The sequence below is a fragment of the Ensifer sp. WSM1721 genome, from assembly GCF_000513895.2.
Taxonomy (GTDB): Bacteria; Pseudomonadota; Alphaproteobacteria; order Rhizobiales; family Rhizobiaceae; genus Sinorhizobium.
The window spans coordinates 706,638-728,288 of record NZ_CP165782.1 but is presented as its reverse complement, the minus strand read 5'-3'; the positions used below and the strand labels follow the sequence as shown (position 1 = coordinate 728,288).

Sequence of the window (21,651 nt, the reverse complement as noted above, 5' to 3'; positions counted from 1 at the left end):
CGCCGGTGCCAACCGGAGAGCTTTCCGGGGTTCGCTCGGGCTGCGCGCATGCTTCGACGGCGCCGCAGCGTCCCGCAACCTCGGGGAGTTCGAATTCATGCCCATCCTTGCGACGGCTATCCTCTTCGCCTTGATCGGGCTCGGGCTCGTCGGCGGCGGAACGAGGCTCGTGCTGCTCGGCGGCAGCCCCTATTACATCGTCGCCGGCCTGGGCTTCCTTGTCACGGGGCTCCTGCTTTTCCGTAAGAACGCTGCGGCGCTCTGGGACCATACCGTGATCGTCCTCGGTTCGCTCGCCTGGGCCATCTGGGAGGTGGGGTTCGACTGGTGGCAGCTCGGCCCACGAGGAGGCGTGATCATCGTTCTCGGTCTCTGGCTGCTCACGCCCTGGATCCGGCGGCCGCTCGGCTTCGTCAGCCCTACGGGCGAGCGCTACAGCGCCAGCGCTTGGCCGCTCATGCTGGCGAGCGTGGTTGCGATCGGCGTCGCGCTCTACTCGATGACGCGAGATCCGCACAACATCCGTGGCGATCTGCCAGGCGATGTCGTTGCCGCCAATCCCAATCTCGGCGGCAACATACCGCCCGGCGAATGGCATCATTACGGCCGTACTCTCTTCGGCCAGCGCTATTCGCCGCTCGACCAGATTGACCGGCAAAATGTCGCGAACCTCAGGGTTGCGTGGCAGTATCAGACCGGCGACGTGAAGCTGCCGGAAGACGTCAGCGAAACCACCTATCAGGTGACGCCGCTGAAGGTGAAGGACACGCTCTATCTCTGCACGCCGCACAACTGGGCGATCGCGCTCGATGCCGCGACCGGCAAGGAGAAGTGGAAGTACGATTCCAATTCCGGCATGAATCCGGACCGTCAGCACCAAACCTGCCGCGGCGTCACCTATTGGGCCGATCCGGCCGCCGCCCCCGGCGGCGCCTGCGCCGAGCGCGTCTATCTGCCGACATCGGATGCGCGGCTGATCGCGCTCGATGCAACGAGCGGTCAGGTCTGCACGAGTTTTGCCGACAACGGCGTCCTGCATCTCGAACAGGGCATGCGGTATAATCCGGCCGGCTATTACTACTCCACCTCGCCGCCGGTCGCGGTTGCCGGCAAGATCATCATCGGCGGCGCCGTCAACGACAACTATTCGACAGAGGAACAATCCGGCGTCATCCGCGCCTTCGACATCGACACCGGTGCGCTCATCTGGAACTGGGACAGCGGCAATCCCGAGCAGACGGCACCGCTGCCGCCCGGCCAGTTCTATACGACGAATTCGCCGAATAGTTGGTCGGTCTCCTCGGTCGATGAGGGCCTCGGGCTGATCTACGTCCCGCTCGGCAATCAGGTGCCCGACCAGCTTGGCACGGGACGCAGCGAGCATGTGGAGAAATATTCCTCCTCGATCGTCGCGCTCGACATCAATACCGGCGCGGTGCGCTGGGTGCGGCAGACCGTGCATCACGACCTCTGGGACATGGACGTACCGGCGCAACCGGCCCTCATCGACATCACCAAGCAAGACGGGACCGTGGCGCCGGCACTCGTCGGGCCGACCAAGCAGGGCGACATCTATGTGCTCGATCGGCGGACCGGAGAACCGATCATTCCGGTCGAGGAGGTGCCGGCTCCGGGCGGCGCGATTTCCGAGGATTTCACGGCACCGACGCAGCCGGTCTCCGGCCTCACCTTCATGCCGCCGCCCCTCACGGAGCGCGACATGTGGGGCATCACCATGTTCGACCAGCTTGCCTGCCGCATCGAGTTCCGTTCGTTGAACTATGCAGGCCGCTACACGCCGCCCTCGCTCGAAGGCACGATCGTCTATCCGGGCAATTTCGGTGTCTTCAACTGGGGTTCGGTGGCCGTCGATCCGGAACGCCAGGTGATGTTCGGGATGCCGACCTATCTCGCATTCACGTCACGGCTCGTGCCGCGCGACGAGATCCCGCCGAAGGGCGAAGGTGAAAAAGGCAGTGAACAGGGGCTCAACCGCAACGAAGGCGCGCCCTACGGCGTCTATATGGGCCCGTTCCTCGGCCCCTTGCAGATCCCCTGCCAGGCGCCGCCCTGGGGTTTTGTCGCCGGCGCCGATCTCAGGACCGGCAAGATCGCCTACAAACGCAAGAACGGCACGGTCTACGACATGACGCCGCTGCCCCTTCCCTTTAAGCTGGGCGTTCCCGGAATCGGAGGACCGATGATCACCAAGGGCGGCGTCGCCTTCTTGGGAGCAGCGGTTGATAATTTCCTAAGAGCCTACGACCTCACCACCGGCGACCAGCTCTGGGAGGCGCGGCTTCCCGCCGGCGGCCAGGCGACGCCGATGACCTACATGGTCGGGGACAAGCAGTATGTGCTGATGGTTGCCGGCGGGCACGGCTCGGTCGGCACCAAGCCGGGCGACTACATCATTGCCTATACCTTGCCGTAGAAGCGTCGCGAGGTCTTTCGAATGGTTGATGAAGAGGCCGACCAGCCTATATAAGCTCCAGAAGCTATAGCTATGGAGTCACATGTACACGATCGGCGACCTGGCCCGGCGTACCGGCGTCAAAATTCCAACCATTCGCTACTATGAGCAGATGGGGCTGCTTGCCGCGCCGGAACGGTCCGAAGGCAACCAGCGGCGTTACGAGAAGCGTGAGCTCGAGCGCCTTGCCTTCATCCGCCACGCGCGCGACCTCGGCCTTTCGATCGACGCGATCCGCGACCTGCTGGCGCTCAGCGAACATCCCGAACGCCCCTGCGGCGAGGCGGACCGAATCGCGACGGAGCACCTCGCCTCCGTGCGCGAGAAGATCGTCCGACTGAAGAAGCTCGAGCAAGAACTCGAGCGCATCGTCGCCTGCCATGGCAATCACACGATCGGCGACTGCTATGTCATTCGCGCGCTCGCAGATCATTCGCTGTGCGAGAGCGAGCATTGATCCGCGTCCCGCTACAGCGCCGCGCGTTCAATCGGACGCGCAAAGGTCGCTGTAGCACTTTGAGTTGCTGCATGATTTTGTCCTTAAATCGATTCCGATTTAAGGAATCATGCAGTGGGCGCCGAAGAATCCTCGTTGACAAATTCCGGGAAATGGACAATCTACGCGCATGATCAAGAACGCACCCATTTCCTGCGTATATTTTTGGCTGTTCCGATAGGAGCGGCCTGCTGATCATATTCAACAAGGCCGCCATCAGGGCGGCTTTTGTTTTTCACGGCACCTGATGGCGGCGGGACCATGAGGAGCCGAGAATGCTGCAGACCGTCACCCCCAATCTCCATGCCGTTCCGTCGGTGCGTGCACCGATCGTGACGATCCGTTGCGCGAAGCCGCGTGACCTCCCAGAGCTGCGTGAGATGATCGCCGAGCTCGCCGCCCATCACGGCGATGCCGCTCCGATCACGCCCGAACAACTCGAGCGGGACCTCTTCGGACGCACGCCCTGGATCACCTCGCTTGTCGCCGAAGCCGGCGGTGCGTTGATCGGTTACGCGATCCTCGTGCCGCAATACCGGGCCGTCGAGGGGGCGCGCGGGATGGAGCTGCATCATCTCTACGTTCGCCCCGGTCACCGCGGCACCGGCATCGGCCGCCATCTCGTCGCCAAGGCCCGCGAACAGGCGAAGATGGCCGGTTGCGAATACCTCTCCGTCAGCGCCGCCACCGGCAACTTCCAGGCGCATCGCTTCTACGAGTCCGAGCGCTTCGTTCCGCGCCCGGTCACCGGCATGCGCTACCTCCAGAAGCTCTAGCTCGTCGTTTTACGCATGTCCGAAGACCGCTGCGCACTGCAGCGCCGTGAAACATGCAGCAGGAGCGACATGCATCAAGGCGCCGGCAGGGCCTTCAGATAGGCGGCGATCGCCTCGCGGTCGGCGGGTGGAAGCTTCGCCATGTTCTTCTGTACGTCGACCATCGAGCCGCCGACCGTGTCGAAATCCGGCGTGAAGCCGGTCTCGAGATAGGAGGCGATATCGGATGCGCTCCAGTTGCCGATACTCTTCGAGCCCGGCGTGATGTCGGGGATGCGACCCTCGCCCTCGGGATTCGGCGCGCCGGCGAGCCATCTCCCCTCTTCGAACCCGCCGAGCGCATTGCGGGGCGTGTGGCACTCGCCGCAATGGCCTGGCCCCTCGACGAGGTATTGTCCGCGGGCGAGCTTCGCATCGGCGGTATTCACGTCGGCACGCGGCTCGTCGGTGAGGAACAGGAGTTTCCAGCCGCCGAGCGCCAAGCGGATATTGTAGGGGAATGGCAGGTCGTGCGGGGGCGCCACATTGGCGCTCCTCGGCAACGTCTGCATGAAGCCCCAGAGATCATTGACGTCCTTCGCGGTCATTCGCGAATAGGAGCCATAGGGGAAGGAGGGATAGAGATGCTCGCCGTCCTTGCCGACGCCGCGCGTCATCGCATTGCCGAACTCCGCGAGTGTCCAGTTTCCGATGCCGGCGGTCTCGTCCGGCGAGATATTCGGCGGATAAAAGGTGCCGAAGGGGCTCTTCAGCGTTCGGCCGCCGCCAAGCACCAGCCGCTGGTCTTCCGGCGCTCTCGGAGCGGCATGACAACTGACGCAGCCGCCGGCCCAGAACACCTGTTCGCCATTGGCGAGGTCCGGTTCGCCAAGTCCCTGCCAATGCGCGGCGTCCCACGGATTGGGCTTCGTCAGCCACCAAAGGGCGCCGGCGGCGACCGCGCCAAGCAGGAGCACACCAAAGAGCAGCTTTCTTCTACGCCGACCCATCGGCACCTCTTCAGGCATTCGCGTCAGACAAGAATGCGCCAGCCAAGCCGGCGCACCTTCGACCAGACCGTGGTCTGCTGGTCAAGATCGGCGAGAGATGCTCTTCTCAGTCTTTCTTCAGGCGATAGGTCTCATGACAGCTCGAGCAATCCTTGCCGAGAACGCCCAATGCGGCCCCGACGCCGGCCTGGTCGGCAGGAAGTTCGGCGAGGAGCTTTTCCGCATCGCCGCCGAGCTTGGCGGCCTTCGCCTTGAAGTCCTCCATGTTTTCCCAGATCTTCGGACTCGCCTCGGTTTCCATGCCGGTTTCCGAGCCCGCCGGGAAATGATTCGGGAAGACCTTCACCGTTTCGCTGATCGTCGCCAGCGATGCCTTGACGATCTCGGCGTCGTAGGGCTTTTCACCCTTCGCTATGCCGCTGAGAGCGCCTGCGGCCTGGCCGACCTTCTTCATTAATTGCTGACGTACCGCCTGCGGCTCATCGGCTGCCGTCACTGCGGTCACGCCCAAGCCCGCCAAGGCGGCAGCAAGCAGAAAAGCCCTCATCCTCATCATGATCTCCCGGTCAGTCGAACCCGCTCGAGCGGCGTCCTGTTGAAGCGCCGGCATGATGGCATTTCGGCTTTTCGACGGAAGTAACATTTTGTTGATGTGCTTGTCATTTCAGCGGAATTCGCCGCGCAATACCTGACGGCGCGGCGCAAATCTGCAGCTTTCAAAAAACATGAAAATAACAATCATGTTTAATACTTGCGGGGACGCGGCGCTCAGGAAGCGCCGCCCCAACCCTGCCATACGGTGAAGGCAGCAATGATGACGAGCAGGAAACCGGCGGCGCGGCCGATCGCAACCGTGGCAGCCGGAGTGCCGACGATGAAATCGCGGCCGCGGCCCGCGGCAAGCGCGAGCCCGCCATAGATGGCAAGCTGCGTCACGGCGATCATCAGCGCCATGACGGCCGCCTGGGACCAGACGGGGCCGAACTGGGGCTTCAGGAACTGCGGATAGACGGCAAGCATGAAGAGGTAAGCCTTGGGATTCATCAGGCTCGTCAGCGCCCCCTGACGAAAGCTCGCCCAATGCGTGAGCCGCGCTCCGCCTTCCACGCCGCCGATGATGATCGAGCTGCGCATGAGGGTGAAGCCGATCCAGGCAATGTAAGCGGCCCCGGCAACGAGCAGCAGATTGAAGAGCTGCGGCACCAGATGCAGGACGACGCTAACGCCGAGCGCAGCATAGAGCGTGTGCAGCACGCCGCCCGCCATGATCCCCGCCGTCGCCGATAGGCCCGAGGTGCGTCCGCCGGTCAACGCATTGGCTAGGACGAAGACCATATCCATGCCGGGAACGATGATGATGCCGAAGAGAAGGGTGAAGAAGAGCCAGAGGTTTTCCGCGTAGGTCATGTCAGTTGCTCATAGAATTTGGATAAGGTGCGAAACCGGATTGCTGTTTTTTCAATCCGTTGGCACATGCTATATCGCTGTCCAACTGACAGGGTCTTGTCAGGAGCCTTTGCAGCAAAAAAGGGTCCGGCCATGCGCAAGGCATCGCGGCTTTTCGAGATCATCCAGATATTGCGGCTTGCCGGCAAACCGGTGACGGCGGCCGAGATCGCCGAGTCCCTGGAGGTCACGCCGCGCTCGATCTATCGCGACATTGCCGCGCTGCAGGCGATGCGCGTGCCGATCGAGGGCGAGCGCGGCATCGGCTATATCCTGAGACCCGGCTTCGATTTGCCGCCACTGATGTTCTCGATCGAGGAAACGGAAGCGATCGTGCTGGCGCTGGCCCTTCTGGCGCGCACCGGCGACGAGGAGCTGAAGTCGGCGGCGCGACGCGTCAGCCAAAAGATCACCGGCGCCGTCCCGGGGCCCCTGCGCAAGGCGTTTCAGTCGCACGCCCTGCACGCCTGGGGCACGATCGCGGCGCCGCCGCCAGCGGTCGACCTCGCCATGATTCGCAGGGCGATCCGCGACGAGCGGAAGCTGGCACTCGACTATCGCGACGAGCTCGGCCGCGCCACGGAACGCACGGTGCGGCCGCTGGCGCTCATCTACTATTCCGAGCATGCGATGATGGTCGCCTGGTGCGAATTGCGCGAGGATATCCGCAACTTCCGCGCCGACCGCGTGGAGCATTGCGAGCCCGTCGACGCCTATTTCCGCGGCGAAGGCAACCGGCTGAGACAATTATGGATCGCCGGCTGGAAGACGAACGCGGTGCGGCCGCTTGAGGCGGAGGACGCGTAGGCGAGCATCGCCGGAGCACGCCGCAATCTGTTCCGTCGCGAGCCGCAACGAAAAGGCCCGGCGCAAGGCCGGGCCGATCTGCCGAAAACGCGCGAAACCGCTTACTTCGCGGCCGCTTCATAGAGTTCGAGGACGTAATCCCAGTTGATGAGATTGTCGACGAAGGCCTCGAGATATTTCGGGCGAGCATTGCGGTAGTCGATGTAATAGGAGTGTTCCCAAACGTCGACGCCGAGGATCGGCGTTGCACCGTGGACGAGCGGGTTTTCGCCGTTCGGGGTCTTCGAGATTTCCAGCTTTCCGTTCTTCACCGAGAGCCAGGCCCAGCCGGAGCCGAACTGGGCGGTACCGGCCGCGATGAAATCGGCGCGGAACTTGTCGTAGCCGCCGAGATCGGACTTGATCGCCGCGTCGAGCTTGGACGGCAGGCTGGTGCCGCCGCCGCCCTTCTTCATCCACTTCCAGAAGTGGATGTGGTTGTAGTGCTGCCCGGCATTGTTGAACAGCGGCTGATTGGTGCCGTAGGACTTCTTGACGATTTCTTCCACGGAAAGGTTGGAAAGACCGGCTTCCTCGGCGAGCTTGTTGCCGTTCGTCACATAGGCGAGGTGATGCTTGTCGTGATGGTATTCCAGCGTTTCGCGCGACATGTAGGGCGCGAGCGCCTCGTAGTCATAGGGAAGGTTCGGCAATTCGAAAGCCATTGTGGCATCTCCTCTTGGCATGGGATTTCGTCACGGAAATCTGTGAGCGGGAACATAGGCAGCGCCTTGGCCGGAGGCAACCGATGCGGTGCCAAAATTTCCCTAAGCCACGCAAAATACTTTCATTGCCGGCGATATGGATCGGCCGGTGCCGGCATCGACGCGTGGGTTTCCTGTCCTATTTAGTTCGCTGACGGGGCAATGACGTCCCATTGCGACAACAGGGAGGACACAATGGAATTCCATCAGGGACGGCTCATCGATCACGTGCATCTTCGCGTCGAGGATCTCGCGGTCAGCAAGCGATTCTATAAGGCGGTGCTCGGCGCTCTCGGCCACCAGCCGACGTTCGAGACCGACGCATTTTTTGCATTCGATGAGTTCTTCGTCGACAAGGCAGATGATTATCAGAGCCGCGTCCATCTCGCCTTCCAGGCCGCCGGACAGGATGCCGTGCATCGGTTCTATGACGCGGGCCTCGCCAATGGCGGCACGGATAACGGCGCTCCCGGCGAGCGCAGCTACCATCCGGGCTACTATGCCGCATTCGTCCTCGATCCGGACGGCAACAATGTCGAAGCGGTGCATCACGGCCCAACCACGCGCTCGTCCCCGGATGTCGTCGTGCGTCCGCTAGAGCCGTGACGATCGCCGAGCTCCCCGTAAGGACGGAGAGAGGGGACCGAGGCGGTGCCGCGAGTCTCCTTCGCCCCGCCTGCGGGGAGAAGGTGGCCGGCAGGCCGGATGAGGGCCCGAAAACGGCACGGCCTTCGCCCACGCGCTATACGTCGCCGCTCGAATGCGCCCAATCCATGTAGAGATCGCGGGCCTTGGCGGTGATCGAACCGGACTGCAAGTCGCGATCATCGAGCCGGGTCACCGGCAGCACCTTGGAGTAGTTGCCGGTGGTGAAGATTTCGTCCGCCGTCTCGAAGTCGGCCATCGTCAGCGTCGTCTCGACCACCTCGAAGCCCGCTTCGCGCAGGAGCCCGATCACGCGCGAACGGGTGATGCCGGCAAGGAAGGTTCTGTTCGCGGCCGGCGTGAAGACGACGCCGTCCTTCACCATGAAAATGTTCGAAGAACCAGTTTCGGCGATATTGCCGAGCATGTCGCGCACCAGCGCGTTGTCGAAGCCGCGCGAGCGCGCCTCCTTGAGGATGCGGGCATTGTTGGGATAGAGGCAGCCGGCCTTGGCATCCGTCGGCATGCATTCGAGCGTCGGCCGGCGGAAAGGCGAGAGCGTCAGCGCCGATCCGGCATGGCTGTTGCCCATCGGAGCCTCGAACAGGCAGAGCGCGAAGCGGGTCGATTCCGGATCGACCGCGACGACACTCCAGGAGCCATGCTCGCCCCAATACATGGGCTTCACGTAGATCGCCGTCTTGCCGTCGAACTTCTTCACGCCCTCCCAGGTCAACGTCTCGATCTCCTCCGCCGCCATCGTCGGCTTGAGGCCGAGTGCTTCCGCCGAACGATTGACGCGCTGGCAGTGAAGGTCGAGGTCCGGCGCGATGCCGTCGAACCACCGGGCGCCGTCGAACACGGTCGAGCCGAGCCACATGGCATGGGAGGTCGGGCCGATCAGCGGCGGATTGCCGGAAAGCCATTCACCGTCGACATAGGTCCAGGTGATGGATCGGGGGGATGTATCGACGGCCATCGGCGTCTCCTTCTCGCGTCGTCCTCTTGTTCTTTCCGCTCTAGCCGGAAAAATGAGAATTGGGGTGAATGGGTACATCAAAAAATGTCATGGCGTCCATTCTGGAGCCCACCGAGGCGCCGTGCGAGAATGGCGAAAATTGCATAAAGCGCCTCGCACTTCATGCGAGGCGCTTTATCCCCTTGTCTTTATGCATGTCGTTGCTCCAAAACCGTTGCACACTTTTGGGCGACACGCATTAGGGAGAGAGTTCGCCGATGAAAGCGATGTATTACGATGCCTTCGAAAAGACGCCGGAGATCCGGACGCTGCCCGATCCGACGCCAAGCGAACAGGGCGTCGTCATCAAGGTCGAGGCAACCGGGCTCTGCCGGAGCGACTGGCACGGCTGGATGGGACATGACCCCGACATTCGCCTGCCGCATGTCCCCGGCCACGAACTGGCGGGAATCATCGCGGCGACCGGGCGCGGGGTTGTGCGCTACAAGGTCGGCGAGCGGGTAACCGTGCCCTTCGTTTCCGGCTGCGGGCGCTGCGGCGAATGCCGCTCTGGCAACCAACAGGTCTGCGAGGCGCAGTTCCAGCCGGGCTTCACCCATTGGGGCTCCTTCGCCGAATATGTGGCGATCGATTTTGCCGACCAGAACCTCGTGCATCTGCCGGAAAGCATGGATTTTGCAACCGCCGCCAGCCTCGGCTGCCGTTTCGCCACCTCCTTCCGGGCAATCGCCGATCAGGCCCGCGTCCGTGGCGGCGAATGGGTGGCGGTGCACGGCTGCGGCGGCGTCGGCCTCTCGGCAATCATGATCGCCGCCGCGCTCGGGGCCAATCCGATCGCGATCGACATTTCCGATGAGAAGTTGAGCTTCGCCCGCAAGCTCGGCGCGGTCGCCGCGATCAACGGCCGCGAGACGGAGGACGTCGCCGCCGCCGTCAAGGAGATTACGCAGGGCGGAGCGCATGTCTCGATCGACGCGCTCGGATCGCCCGTCACCTGCTTCAACTCGATCAAGAACCTGCGCCGTCGCGGCCGCCACGTGCAGGTGGGTCTGATGCTTGCGGAGCACGCCACTCCTCAGATCCCGATGGCGCAGGTGATCGGGCACGAGCTCGAAATCTACGGCAGCCACGGCATGCAGGCCTGGCGCTACGATGCGATGCTCGCGATGATCACCGCCGACAAGCTGAACCCGAAACAACTGATCGGCCGGGAGATTTCGCTTGAGGAGGCGGTGCCGGCGCTGGTGGCGATGGACCGCGCGACGGACCTTGGGATCAGCGTGATTACGCGCTTCTGAGCGGCGGAGGATAAGGCCGCCCTCACCGCGCGGGGATTTCCGATCGCCTCCCGGCGCTGCTATCCTTTTGCCAAGCAAGACGAATCAGGGAGGTTCCGTCATGGCGCTTGCGGCTCAAGCCACGGAGGGCGAACTCTACCGGCCCGTTCTCGAAGCCAATCCGGCGCATCCGAACGGCTGGCCGATGCGGGTGATCGTGAGTTCGCAGACGGAGGCGCGGCACAATCGCGCCTTCTGGACCCCGACGCATCTCATCTCCATCCGCGCTCCCGCGACGCGGCTTCTATCGATGATCGAACTGCCGCCGGAGCGGCATCTGGAGCTTTTTTTCGGCGATGCCACCGACCCGGACGCGCCGGACGCGGCGCGCCCTGAGGCGATCGACGCGACACTCGCCTTCATCGACAGGCTGCCCGCAGATGCGCATCTTCTGATCCATTGTTTGAGAGGCATCGGGCGCTCGACGGCGCTGACGCTCGGCATTCTGGCGCGCTATGTGGCGCCGGAAAAGGCCGCGGCCGAGCTTCACGCCCTTCGTCCCGAGGCCAAGCCGAACCGGCATGTGGTCGCGCTCTGCGACGCGGCGCTCAGCCTCAAAGGCAAACTTGCCAAACAGGCGCTGCGCTTTCCGGCAAAGGTTTGGAAAGCTTGAACAATGCAGCGGCGATCCGGAGGCATTGTGCAGCGCACAAAGTTTTGACATGATCCACGCAAAAGAATTGGCGAAGGCAGAGCGTCGCGTAGCGCCTTTGCCGCAAGCCGTGGGTCCGGCGGCTGTTCGCGCGAGCGACTTCAAGTCGTCTTTCGCAGGGCCGGACGGTGGATAGACGGGAGAGTTCGATGTCTCACGCGGCCTATGTCTTCGATGCCTATGGCACGCTCTTCGACGTGCATGCTGCCGTGCGCAGGCATGCCGACGAGATCGGGCCGGATGGCCAGGCCTTTTCGGAACTCTGGCGCGCCAAGCAACTCGAATATTCCTGGGTGCGCTCGCTCATGGGCGCCTATGTCGACTTCTGGCAATTGACCGAGCAATCTCTCGACTACGCCTTCCAACGCTTTCCCTCGGCCGATCCGAAGCTCAAGAAGCGGCTGCTCGATGCCTATTGGGCGCTCGACTGCTATCCGGAAGTTCCGGCCGTCCTCAAGGGACTGAAGGAACGGGGCGCCCGCATCGCCATTCTCTCCAACGGCTCCCCGGCCATGCTGGCCTCGGCGGTCAAGAACGCCGCGCTCGACATCATCATCGACGACGTTTTCTCGGTGGATTCCGTCAAGATGTTCAAAGCGGCCCCTGCCGTCTACGATCTGGTGACGACGAAGTATCGGCTCTATCCGCACGCTGTCTCGTTCCAGTCGTCGAACCGCTGGGATATTGCCGGCGCCACAAAATTCGGATTCCGCACAGTCTGGATCAACCGCGCCGATATGCCGGACGAATATAAGGATTATGGTCCATCGCTCATCCTTCCCTCGCTCGAAAGCCTGCAGTTCGGCATTTGAAGGAGAACGCCGATGACCTGGTCGGCGGCGCAATATGTGAAATTCGAGGATGAACGCACGCGCCCGGCGCGCGACCTTCTCGCCCAAGTGCCCGAGCTGCCGCCCGGTCCCGTTTTCGATCTCGGTTGTGGCCCGGGAAATTCGACCGAGCTGATCCTGGAACGCTTTCCCGGCAATAGGCTTGTGGGCATCGACGGCGACGAGGACATGTTGGCGGCCGCTCGCAGGCGGTTGCCCGATCTGCATTTCGAAAAGGCCGATCTTCAGGCGTGGGTGCCGCCGAAAGGAGCTGCGCTGTTCTTCGCCAACGCGGTCTTCCAATGGCTGCCGAGCCACATAGACATTCTCGAACGCCTTGTCGACGCATTGGCGCCCGGCGGCGCGCTCGCCGTGCAGATGCCCGACAATCTCGACGAGCCATCGCATCTTCTGATGCAGGAAGCGGCCGAGGAACCCGCCTTCGTTGAGCACTATCGTGGCCAGGCGATCCGCCGGAAGCCCCTGCCCTCAGCGGAGACCTATGTCGAAAGGCTAGCCCCGAAAACGGCGCGGGTGGATGTCTGGCACACCGCCTATTACCATCCGCTCTCCAATGCGCATGCCATCGTCGAATGGGTGAAGGGAACGGGCTTGCGTCCCTATCTCGACGCCCTGCCCGCCGAGCGGCGCCCAGAATACCTCGCCACCTATGCCGAGAGGATAGCGAGGGCCTATCCGGCGATGGCCGACGGGCGCGTGCTGCTACGCTTTCCGCGCCTGTTTATCGTTGCGGTGAAGGCGCCTTGAATCCGACGACGACGGATGCGCCTTGAAGCCCCGGATGGACGCGACAAGTATAGGAGGATGTCTCTTCCTTTCCGCCGCGACTTCACCCCGACGCGATCCTGATCAAGGAGTTCTCCATGCACGTAGTCTATTCCAACGGCGCCAACATCCCCGCCCTCGGCTTCGGTACTTTTCGTATGTCCGGCGCCGAGGTGCTGCGCGTGCTCCCGGAAGCCCTGAAGCTCGGCTTTCACCACGTGGATACGGCACAGATCTACGGCAACGAGGCCGAGGTCGGCGAGGCCATACACAGGTCCGGGATCCCACGCGCGGATATCTTCCTGACGACGAAGGTCTGGGTCGACAACTATCGCCATGATGCCTTCATCGCCTCGGTCGACGAGAGCCTCAGGAAGCTCAAGACAGATCATGTCGACCTCTTGCTTCTGCACTGGCCGGGCAGCGACGTGCCGATGGCCGAACGCATCGGCGCGCTGAACGAGGTGCACAAAGCCGGCAAGGTGCGCCATATCGGCGTCAGCAACTTCAACACGGCGCAGATGGAGGAAGCGGCGCGGCTCAGCGACGCGCCGATCGCGACCAACCAGGTCGAATACCATCCCTATCTCGATCAGACGAAGGTCCTGCAGACGGCGCGTCGGCTCGGAATGTCGCTGACCGCCTATTATGCCATGGCCAACGGCAAGGTCCCTTCCGATCCGCTGCTCAACGATATCGGCGCCCGCCACGGCAAGACGGCGGCGCAAGTGGTGCTGCGCTGGCTCGTACAGCAACAGGACGTGATCGCGCTCTCCAAGACGGCGACGGAGGCGCGGCTTCAGGAGAATTTCGCCATCTTCGACTTCGCGCTGACGCGGGAGGAGATGGCGGCAATCCGTGGTCTCGCCCGTCCGGACGGCCGGATCGTCAGCCCCCAGGGTCTCGCGCCGGAATGGGACGAAGCGGCCTAACAAATACAGAGCACCCACCGGAACGGAGTCCGGTGGGCGCCTACAGCGCCGTGCGTCTTTTCAGACGCACAAAGGACGCTGTAGCACTTTGAATTGCTGCATGTTTTTGTCCTTAAATCGGGTACAATTTAAGGAAACATGCAGTAAAAACTTTCCTGCAAACCGGCCCGAGAGCCGATCAGACGAACTGACTGAGCCCCGGAACGGAAGCGACCACCTCGTCGACGACCTCGTCGCCTGCCTTTTCCTTGGCGAAGGCGATCGTCTCCTTGGCGAGCGCGGTGATCTCGCCCATGCCGAGACCCTGGCTCATCAGCTGCTGGCCGAGCGCCATGACGCCGCCGCCGCCGATCGCCGACATCAGCCCGCCGAGAATGCCGCTGCCATTGCTGCCCTCGCCGTTGTACTGAGCGACCAGTTCCGGCGCGCCCGGGATCGCCTCGATCATTTTGGCCACCGGGCCCTCGGCCGCTTCACGCTGCAGGAAGCCGAGGATCATCCCCACCGCCTTTTCGGCCGTTGCGGGCTCGAGGCCGACATTTTCCGCCACGCGCGTGACCAGTTCACTCATGGAAATCTCCTCACTTGAAATTTTTGACGTTAACGTCAAGGTAAATGATCGATCCGGAGATGGCAAGGGCACCGACAACGATCCAAAGCGATCCTGCAGCCGCCCCTGCACTCACCTCCGCTGCGTCCTAGGTCATTTCATTGCTTCATCGAAACAGTGAAATGATCTAGCTCGTTGAAACTCCCCAATTCCGGACGGAAAACCGTTACACACTTTTACTGGAATTGCTCTAAGCCATCGTTCCACGGACCTTCGCCGATGGCAACCGCACAAGCCTTCCTCCGCTTGCAGCCATGTTGCCGGGTGCAAGCGCACCGCCTATAACAGAAACGAGCGATGCTTCGATGACCGACTGTATGCGACATGCGGGAAATACCCGCTTTCATTAAGAAAAATCGATAAGACGGAGATGAAACCCCATGCTGCAGGAAGGCAAGCTCTACATCGGCACCAGCCGCAAGTCGGATGATTCGATCAACAAACCCGAATATCTGGAACTCAAGTACGGCAATCGCCACGGGCTGATCACCGGCGCCACCGGCACCGGCAAGACGGTGACCCTGCAGATCCTTGCCGAGGGATTCTCGAATGCCGGCGTTCCGGTCTTCTGCGCCGACGTAAAAGGTGATCTTTCCGGCATTGGTGCGATGGGCGAGCCCAAGGACTTCCTGTTGAAGCGCGCCGAGCAGATCGGCCTCAAGCCCTACGATTTCCAGGAATTCCCGGTAATCTTCTGGGATCTCTACGGCGAGAAGGGCCATCGGGTCCGCACCACCGTTTCGGAGATGGGACCGCTTCTCCTGTCGCGGCTGATGAACGCCACGGACGCGCAGGAGGGCGTGCTCAACATCGCCTTCAAGATTGCCGACGAAGGCGGGCTGCCGCTTCTCGATCTCAAAGACCTGCAGGCGCTGCTCAACTATATGGGCGATAATGCGAGCGCGCTTTCCAACCAGTTCGGCTTCATCTCGAAGTCTTCGGTCGGGTCGATCCAGCGCGAGCTTCTGATCCTCGAGCAGCAGGGGGCTGAGCATTTCTTCGGCGAACCGGCGCTGAAGATCACCGACATCATGCGCACGACGAATGACGGGCGCGGAGCGATTTCGGTACTTGCCGCCGACAAGCTGATGATGAACCCGCGGCTTTACGCAACCTTCCTGCTCTGGTTGCTCTCGGAGCTCTTCGAGGAACTGCCGGAGGTCGGCGACCCGGACAAGCCGAAGCTCGTCTTCTTTTTCGACGAAGCACATCTGCTTTTCAACGATGCGCCGAAGGTGCTCGTCGAGCGCGTCGAACAGGTGGTGCGCCTGATCCGCTCCAAGGGCGTCGGCGTCTATTTCGTGACCCAGAACCCGCTCGACGTACCGGAGACCGTGCTTGCGCAGCTCGGCAACCGCGTGCAGCATGCGTTGCGCGCCTATTCGCCGCGCGAGCAGAAGGCGGTCAAGACGGCGGCTGACACGTTCCGCCCCAACCCGGACTTCAATTGTGCCGAAGTCATCACCAATCTCGGCACGGGCGAGGCGCTGGTCTCGACGTTGGAAGGCAAGGGCTCGCCGTCGATGGTCGAGCGGACATTGATCCGCCCGCCGGCCTCGCGCCTCGGCCCGCTGACGGAAGCCGAACGGCAGAACGTCATAAATGTCAGTCCGGTGCGCGGTCTCTACGACGAAGATTTCGACCGGGAATCGGCCTACGAGATGCTTGCGAAACGTGCCGCCAAGGCCGCGGAACAGGCCGAAGCCGCTAAACAGGCCGAACAACAGACAGCCGAAGAGACTTCCGGCCGCAGCCGTTGGACCCTGCCCGGCTTCGGCGACGACGCGGCCGAGGCGCCCGCAGACAAGCAGCCCAGGCGGCGCTCCTCCGGCTACCAGCGTGAGACGGTCATGGAAGCGGCTATGAAGTCTGTGGCACGCACGGTCGCGACCCAGGTGGGACGGGCGCTGGTTCGCGGCATCCTCGGTAGTCTGAGGCGCTAGGACGGGCGGGAAATCCGAGCGCTACAGACGGATTGGGCGACGGCCTGCCTTGCGCCCGCGCCTGTCGCCAGCTTAAGGAGGCCGGACACGGCTCGGATCTCGGAAATGCTGCCGAGAGGTGCCGCCGCCTGGAAAGGATTGACATGGAAGCCAAGGATTCTAACGGTGCCATCCTGAAGGATGGTGACAACGTCACGCTGATCAAGGATCTGAAGGTGAAGGGCACCTCCACGACGCTGAAGCGCGGAACACTGGTGAAAGGCATTCGCTTGACGGACGATCCGGACGAAGTCGAATGCCGCGTGGAAAAGATCAAGGGACTGGTGCTGCGTACAGAGTTTCTCAAGAAGGCCTGAGACGGCCGGGAAGAGCTCCGCGCGGGGAACTGAAGGACAAAGCTGAAGCCCGGGGCCACGCTCCGGGCTTCAGCTTTTGATAATGCGTCTCCAAAGCGCTGCGCAACGCGCTTCAGCTCTTTGTTTCGAAACGTGCGGTCGGCCCAAAAGCCGCCGAACACTTTCGGACAACATGCATCATCAGGCTACCGTCAATTTCACGTCGACGTTGCCCCTCGTCGCGTGGCTGTACGGGCAAACGATATGCGCCTTCTGCACCAGATCCTCGAGCACGGCCTTGTCGACGCCCGGCGAAGAGATCTCCAGCGCCGCATCGATGTAGAAACCGGTGCCATCGTCACGGGGGCCGATACCGACCGTGCCCGTCACCTTCGTGTCTTCGGGAAGCTTTACCTTCTCCTTGCCAGCGACGAATTTCAGGGCGCCGAGGAAGCATGCGGAATAGCCGGCGGCAAAGAGCTGCTCAGGGTTCGTGCCGCGCGCACCGTCGCCGCCGAGTTCCTTCGGTACGGTGAGGGTCACGTCGAGCACGCCGTCGGTGCTCTTGGCCTGGCCGGCGCGGCCTCCGGTTGCGGAAGCGGTGGTGCGATAGAGGATCGGCATGACAGTCTCCTTCTGCTCGGTTGTCGATGAACATGTTAATAGCGCAAAATTAAATTGCGCGCAAATTAATTTTGCAAATTGCTTTAGCGGCGTGAATTTGCGACAATGGCATCATGATCACCGAAGCAGCAAAACTCGACGCTCTTCCCGATGAGGCGCTTGCACTCGGCCAGCAACTCTGCTTTGCCGTCTACTCGGCGGCACATGCCTTCAACCGCGCCTACAAACCTCTGCTCGACCGCTTCGGGCTCACCTATCCGCAGTATCTCGTGCTGCTGGCGCTCTGGCAACAGGACAGCATGACCGTGAAGCGGATCGGTGAAGAGCTGGGCCTCGATTCGGGCACGCTTTCCCCGCTGCTCAAGCGGCTGGAGGCGGCGGGCTATGTCAGGCGGATGCGCGATCCGGCCGATGAGCGGCAAGTCATCGTCAGTTTGACGGAGGGCGGTCGCCGATTGAAGACCGAGGCATTCACGATCCTTGCGGAGATCGGCAAGGCGACCGGCTGCAGCCTGGAAGAGGTCAGCGAACTGCGCGATGCGCTGCATCGGCTGACGCAGCGGTTGAGCGACAATAACCTGGAGAACTGAGCCTACAGCGCCGCGCGTCTTGTCAGACGCGCAAAGATAACTGTAGCACTTTGAATTGCTGCCTGCTTTGTCCCTTAAGTCGAGGTCGATTTAAGGAGACATGCAGTAGGGCAGCGAGCGGTCAGATAACGAGGATCGGCGCCTTGCCGCGCACGCGATCATAGAGGTCGATCACGTCCTGGTTGAGCATGCGCACGCAACCGGAAGAAACGGCCTTGCCGATCGATTGCCACTCCGGCGTGCCGTGGACGCGATAAAGCGTGTCCTGACCGTTCTGGAAAATGTAAAGCGCGCGCGACCCGAGTGGGTTGTCGACCCCCGGAGGCATGCCGCCATTGTCCGCCGAGAATTTCGCCAGTACCGGCTGACGGGCGATCATGGTATCCGGCGGCGTCCATCTCGGCCACTTCTGCTTCCACTGGATGACGCCGCGACCAGACCAGGCGAACCCCTCGCGGCCAAGACCCACACCATAGCGCGTGGCGCGGCCGCCCGATTGGATGTGATACAAATAGCGGTCAGCCGTATCGACGACGATGGTACCGGGAGCCTCGCCGAACGGATCGCTCACGTCCTGGCGATAGAGACGTGGGTCAAGCTGCCGATAGGGCACGGCCGGGATCAGAAAGCCGCCGTCTTCCTTCGCCGCGTAGATCTCCCCGTAATAGGCGTCCTGCGGTGGCAGGCCGATCGGCCCCTCTCCCACCGGACCTTCCAACAGGACTTCGCCACCTGGCGCGATCCAACGGCTCTCGAGCGCGGGATTGCGGAAGACTGGCATCGTTTGCTCGCGGAAACGGTCGGTGTTCATCGAAGAGGTGCAGCCCGCAAGCCCTGCGGAGGCGATTGCGAGTCCGGATGTGCGGAGAAACTGGCGTCGGGAAAAAACAGGCAGCGATGACATCGAACTCTAACGGGTTTCAAAGTGCGGCGAAGGAGTAAAGAGCGGCGCCATGTGCGTCGGTATCCACATGCTCCGCCCCGGGGGTCAGGTCCAGATGGCCCCGGATTGAATCGCTCCGGAGCCATATTGATGGTTACCGATAAGTCGCAGCGAGACGCAAGTGGAAACCGCTTCCTTAGCTTCTGCTTCGCATTAATGGCTGGAACGGAACTTGTGTCAGTAAACTTCCGATCACAATCATGGCATGGCTCGTACAACCGCTGACGACTTCAGATTCCGTCAGCGTCGCAGCCGGCTTGGCGCAGCAACGACTCGAATTCGTGGGCGGGCAGCGGGCGGCTGAAAAAATAGCCCTGGATCTCGTCGCAACCTGCCTTCTGCAGAAATTCGACCTGTGCCTGGGTCTCGACGCCCTCGGCGATCACGCGAAGGCCGAGCTTCTGTGCGAGCGAAATGATCGCCGAGGTGATTGCCATATCGTCGCCATCCGATGGGATGTCCGCGACGAAGGAGCGATCGATCTTCAGCCTTCGCACAGGGAATCGCTTGAGCGCGCTGAGACTCGAATAGCCGGTGCCGAAATCATCGATCGCCAGATGAACGCCGATCGCCTCCAGCTCATGCATGGTGGCGATCGCCCCGGAAACGTCCTGCATGATCAGGCTTTCGGTCAATTCGAGCTCTAGGTAGCGCGCCTCGAGGCCGGTTTCCTCCAATATCGCCGCCACGCGCTCCGCCCAGTCGCCTTCGCGGAACTGCCGGGCCGAAACATTCGCGCTGACAATCAATGGCGGCAACCCCGCTTCCTGCCATGCCTTCAACTGACGGCAGGCAGCGCGCAGGACCCAATCACCGATCGGTACGATCAGTCCTGTCTCTTCGGCAAGCGGAATGAACGTCGCCGGCGATATGATGCCGCGCACCGGGTGCTTCCAGCGCAACAGCGCTTCGGCGGCGAATATGCGGCCGCTTTCGAGGCTCATTTGCGGCTGGAAATGCAGAAGGAATTCCTCGCGGGCAATTGCTTCCCGCAGTTCCTCCTGCCATTGCAGTTTCTCGTGCGCTCGCGCGGCCATCTCCTCGGTGAAGACCTGGAGGTTGTTGCGGCCGAGTTCCTTGGCGCGGTACATGGCCGTATCGGCATTGGCGAGCAGCTCGCTCACCGTCCTTCCCTGATCCGGGAAGCAGGCGACACCCATGCTGCAGCTGACCCGCAGGCTGCGGCCCTGGAGCTGCACCGGCATGGCGATCTCCGCCCGGATATCCTCCAGGCGCGACAGCACGACGTCGCGCTCCTTCGGCAGGCCGTTCAGCAGAATGATGAATTCGTCGCCGCCCACGCGCACGACGAAATCGGATTTGCGCACGGCGGCCAGCATGCGCCGGGCCACCGCTTTCAAGAGTTCGTCACCGGCGGCGTGGCCGAGGCCGTCATTGATCAGCTTGAAGTTGTCGAGATCGAGAAACGCGAGCACCGCCCACTGGTCCCGTCCGCGGATTGCTTCGAGCATACCGGTAACCTGCTCCTCGAAGAGGACGCGATTAGGCAGGCCCGTCAGGGAGTCGTGATGCGCCATGAAACCGATTCTGTCTTCAGCGCGCTTGCGCTCGATCGCGATCCCGGCCAGATGGACGGCCATTGCGATCAGTTCCTGCTGCCGCTCACTCGGCGTACCCACCTCACGCGAGTAGAGGGCGAAGGTGCCGAGCACCTTGCGCTCGCGCGAGAGAATCGGCGTCGACCAGCAGGACCTCAGGCCGGAGGGCCTCAGAAGATGCGCGTAGTCCTGCCAAAGCGGATCGGCAAAAACATCGGAAACGATCACCTGTTCGCCGCGCCAGGCCGCCGTTCCGCAGGAGCCGGCCACCGGACCGATCTCGGCGCGATGGATCGCGGCGCAATAGCCCTCGTCGAGGTTCGGGGCTGCGCCGTGCAGAAGATGCCCGCCATCATCCGAGAGGAGCAGAATCGACCCCCGAATGCCAGGCAGCAGCGCTTCGATCAGCAGGATCAGCTCATCGAAGAATTCACCAAGCGGCTCGCCCTCGGCGATCATTTCCAATAGGCGCGCCTGGCCTTCGAGCAGACGCTCTGCCTCCTTGCGGTCGCTGATATCGCGAGATATGCCGACGGTGCCGACGATCTTGCCGCTCTTGCTGCGCAACGGCACTTTCGAGGTCATCAGCCAACGGTCGCGTCCCTTGGTCACGATTGCCCGCTCCTCGATGCCGAAGATCGGTTCGCCGGTCTCGATCACCCGCCGTTCCGTGTCGGCGACGGCCTGGGCGAATTCGTGCGGGTGCAGGTCGAAATCGGTCTTGCCGACGAGATCCCGCAAGCTTTCAAGACCGTTATCGGCGACGGTCACGTCGTTGGCGATGAGAAAGCGCCCTTCGAGGTCCTTCGCATAGATGTAGTCCGGCACATGGTTGATCATCGTCTCCAGCCAGTAGTGGCGGTCGGCGATGTCGGGCTCGCGCGGAAAGATGCGCGCCACCTCTTCAGCCAGGCGGTTGCCGGCATCGATCAGCCGGCGCGTCTCCACGTTGTCGCCGGCGTTCAGGGCGGCATAACGGGTGTTGCGGGACGTTTTCCTTGACAAGCACAGCCTCCGGGAGAGCGACGCTCGCTTAGGTTTAGTTGTGAGAAGTTATACTTCCCTAAATTCCGCAGCGAAAAATCGTCTAAAGGTTCTCCGGAGATGTCGCATCAAAAGATTTCATGCGCCTATCAATGGCGGCCGCTTTTGCCAA

Annotated in this window: 22 protein-coding genes; 13 read left to right on the top strand and 9 right to left on the bottom strand. The window is 62.3% G+C overall.

Features of this window, described 5'->3' with window-relative positions:
- The first annotated feature begins 97 nt into the window (after positions 1-97).
- From M728_RS03500 to M728_RS03490, 3 genes are all read left to right on the top strand, one after another.
- Positions 98-2,434, top strand: a complete 2,337-nt coding sequence (locus tag M728_RS03500; protein ID WP_026618625.1) for a glucose/quinate/shikimate family membrane-bound PQQ-dependent dehydrogenase — start codon at positions 98-100, stop codon at positions 2,432-2,434.
- A gap of 82 nt (positions 2,435-2,516) precedes the next feature.
- On the top strand, positions 2,517-2,930 hold the full coding sequence (locus tag M728_RS03495) for a helix-turn-helix domain-containing protein (protein ID WP_026618624.1): 414 nt from the start codon (positions 2,517-2,519) through the stop codon (positions 2,928-2,930).
- Between the two features lie 314 nt (positions 2,931-3,244).
- The gene (locus M728_RS03490) at positions 3,245-3,745 is read left to right on the top strand and encodes a GNAT family N-acetyltransferase (RefSeq protein WP_026618623.1); all 501 of its coding nucleotides are present in this window, start codon (positions 3,245-3,247) and stop codon (positions 3,743-3,745) included.
- 74 nt (positions 3,746-3,819) lie between these two features.
- Here the strand turns inward: M728_RS03490 and M728_RS03485 are convergent, their stop codons facing one another.
- The 3 genes from M728_RS03485 to M728_RS03475 form a co-directional block, all read right to left on the bottom strand.
- Complete coding sequence (locus M728_RS03485) at positions 3,820-4,734, bottom strand: cytochrome c (RefSeq protein WP_026618622.1); 915 nt, start codon at positions 4,732-4,734, stop codon at positions 3,820-3,822.
- A 106-nt stretch (positions 4,735-4,840) separates the two neighbouring features.
- Positions 4,841-5,287 carry a cytochrome c gene (locus tag M728_RS03480; RefSeq protein WP_026618621.1) on the bottom strand — a complete coding sequence of 149 codons (447 nt, stop codon included), beginning with the start codon at positions 5,285-5,287 and terminating at the stop codon, positions 4,841-4,843.
- Positions 5,288-5,502: 215 nt separating this feature from the next.
- A complete protein-coding gene (locus tag M728_RS03475; RefSeq protein ID WP_026618620.1) occupies positions 5,503-6,141 on the bottom strand; it encodes a LysE family translocator in 639 nt (212 codons plus the stop codon).
- 132 nt (positions 6,142-6,273) lie between these two features.
- Here M728_RS03475 and M728_RS03470 point away from each other — a divergent pair, with 132 nt between their 5' ends.
- Positions 6,274-6,987: a YafY family protein gene (locus M728_RS03470; RefSeq protein ID WP_026618619.1), complete on the top strand. Its 714-nt coding sequence runs from the start codon at positions 6,274-6,276 to the stop codon at positions 6,985-6,987.
- A 101-nt stretch (positions 6,988-7,088) separates the two neighbouring features.
- Here M728_RS03470 and M728_RS03465 read toward each other — a convergent pair whose 3' ends face one another.
- Positions 7,089-7,691: a superoxide dismutase gene (locus tag M728_RS03465; RefSeq protein ID WP_026618618.1), complete on the bottom strand. Its 603-nt coding sequence runs from the start codon at positions 7,689-7,691 to the stop codon at positions 7,089-7,091.
- A gap of 234 nt (positions 7,692-7,925) precedes the next feature.
- Here M728_RS03465 and M728_RS03460 point away from each other — a divergent pair, with 234 nt between their 5' ends.
- On the top strand, positions 7,926-8,336 hold the full coding sequence (locus tag M728_RS03460) for a VOC family protein (RefSeq protein ID WP_026618617.1): 411 nt from the start codon (positions 7,926-7,928) through the stop codon (positions 8,334-8,336).
- 136 nt (positions 8,337-8,472) lie between these two features.
- On the opposite strand, the gene M728_RS03455 is transcribed toward M728_RS03460, so the two are convergent.
- Entirely contained in the window at positions 8,473-9,354 is an 882-nt protein-coding gene (locus M728_RS03455; protein ID WP_026618616.1) for a branched-chain amino acid aminotransferase, read from the bottom strand.
- A gap of 257 nt (positions 9,355-9,611) precedes the next feature.
- Between M728_RS03455 and M728_RS03450 the strand changes: the two genes are divergently transcribed.
- The 5 genes from M728_RS03450 (at position 9,612) to M728_RS03430 (ending at position 13,891) form a co-directional block, all read left to right on the top strand.
- Entirely contained in the window at positions 9,612-10,652 is a 1,041-nt protein-coding gene (locus M728_RS03450; RefSeq protein WP_026618615.1) for a zinc-dependent alcohol dehydrogenase family protein, read from the top strand.
- 100 nt (positions 10,653-10,752) lie between these two features.
- Positions 10,753-11,304, top strand: a complete 552-nt coding sequence (locus tag M728_RS03445; protein ID WP_026618614.1) for a phosphatase — start codon at positions 10,753-10,755, stop codon at positions 11,302-11,304.
- 188 nt (positions 11,305-11,492) lie between these two features.
- Entirely contained in the window at positions 11,493-12,155 is a 663-nt protein-coding gene (locus tag M728_RS03440) for a haloacid dehalogenase type II (protein ID WP_026618613.1), read from the top strand.
- Positions 12,156-12,167: 12 nt separating this feature from the next.
- A complete protein-coding gene (gene tam, locus M728_RS03435) occupies positions 12,168-12,941 on the top strand; it encodes a trans-aconitate 2-methyltransferase (RefSeq protein ID WP_026618612.1) in 774 nt (257 codons plus the stop codon).
- A 116-nt stretch (positions 12,942-13,057) separates the two neighbouring features.
- Positions 13,058-13,891, top strand: a complete 834-nt coding sequence (locus M728_RS03430; protein WP_026618611.1) for an aldo/keto reductase — start codon at positions 13,058-13,060, stop codon at positions 13,889-13,891.
- A 178-nt stretch (positions 13,892-14,069) separates the two neighbouring features.
- Here M728_RS03430 and M728_RS03425 read toward each other — a convergent pair whose 3' ends face one another.
- A complete protein-coding gene (locus tag M728_RS03425; protein ID WP_026618610.1) occupies positions 14,070-14,462 on the bottom strand; it encodes a hypothetical protein in 393 nt (130 codons plus the stop codon).
- A 419-nt stretch (positions 14,463-14,881) separates the two neighbouring features.
- On the opposite strand from M728_RS03425, the gene M728_RS03420 reads away from it, so the two are divergent.
- Positions 14,882-16,444, top strand: a complete 1,563-nt coding sequence (locus M728_RS03420; protein WP_026618609.1) for a helicase HerA-like C-terminal domain-containing protein — start codon at positions 14,882-14,884, stop codon at positions 16,442-16,444.
- Positions 16,445-16,587: 143 nt separating this feature from the next.
- On the top strand, positions 16,588-16,800 hold the full coding sequence (locus tag M728_RS03415) for an alkylphosphonate utilization protein (protein ID WP_026618608.1): 213 nt from the start codon (positions 16,588-16,590) through the stop codon (positions 16,798-16,800).
- A 180-nt stretch (positions 16,801-16,980) separates the two neighbouring features.
- Here M728_RS03415 and M728_RS03410 read toward each other — a convergent pair whose 3' ends face one another.
- Complete coding sequence (locus tag M728_RS03410) at positions 16,981-17,403, bottom strand: organic hydroperoxide resistance protein (RefSeq protein WP_026612805.1); 423 nt, start codon at positions 17,401-17,403, stop codon at positions 16,981-16,983.
- A 113-nt stretch (positions 17,404-17,516) separates the two neighbouring features.
- Between M728_RS03410 and M728_RS03405 the strand changes: the two genes are divergently transcribed.
- Complete coding sequence (locus M728_RS03405; RefSeq protein WP_026618607.1) at positions 17,517-17,993, top strand: MarR family winged helix-turn-helix transcriptional regulator; 477 nt, start codon at positions 17,517-17,519, stop codon at positions 17,991-17,993.
- 121 nt (positions 17,994-18,114) lie between these two features.
- On the opposite strand, the gene M728_RS03400 is transcribed toward M728_RS03405, so the two are convergent.
- Positions 18,115-18,897: a L,D-transpeptidase family protein gene (locus M728_RS03400; RefSeq protein ID WP_034882875.1), complete on the bottom strand. Its 783-nt coding sequence runs from the start codon at positions 18,895-18,897 to the stop codon at positions 18,115-18,117.
- Between the two features lie 269 nt (positions 18,898-19,166).
- Positions 19,167-21,500 (bottom strand): EAL domain-containing protein, encoded by a 2,334-nt coding sequence (locus M728_RS03395; protein ID WP_026618605.1) that lies wholly within the window; start codon positions 21,498-21,500, stop codon positions 19,167-19,169.
- Between the last annotated feature and the right edge of the window lie 151 nt (positions 21,501-21,651).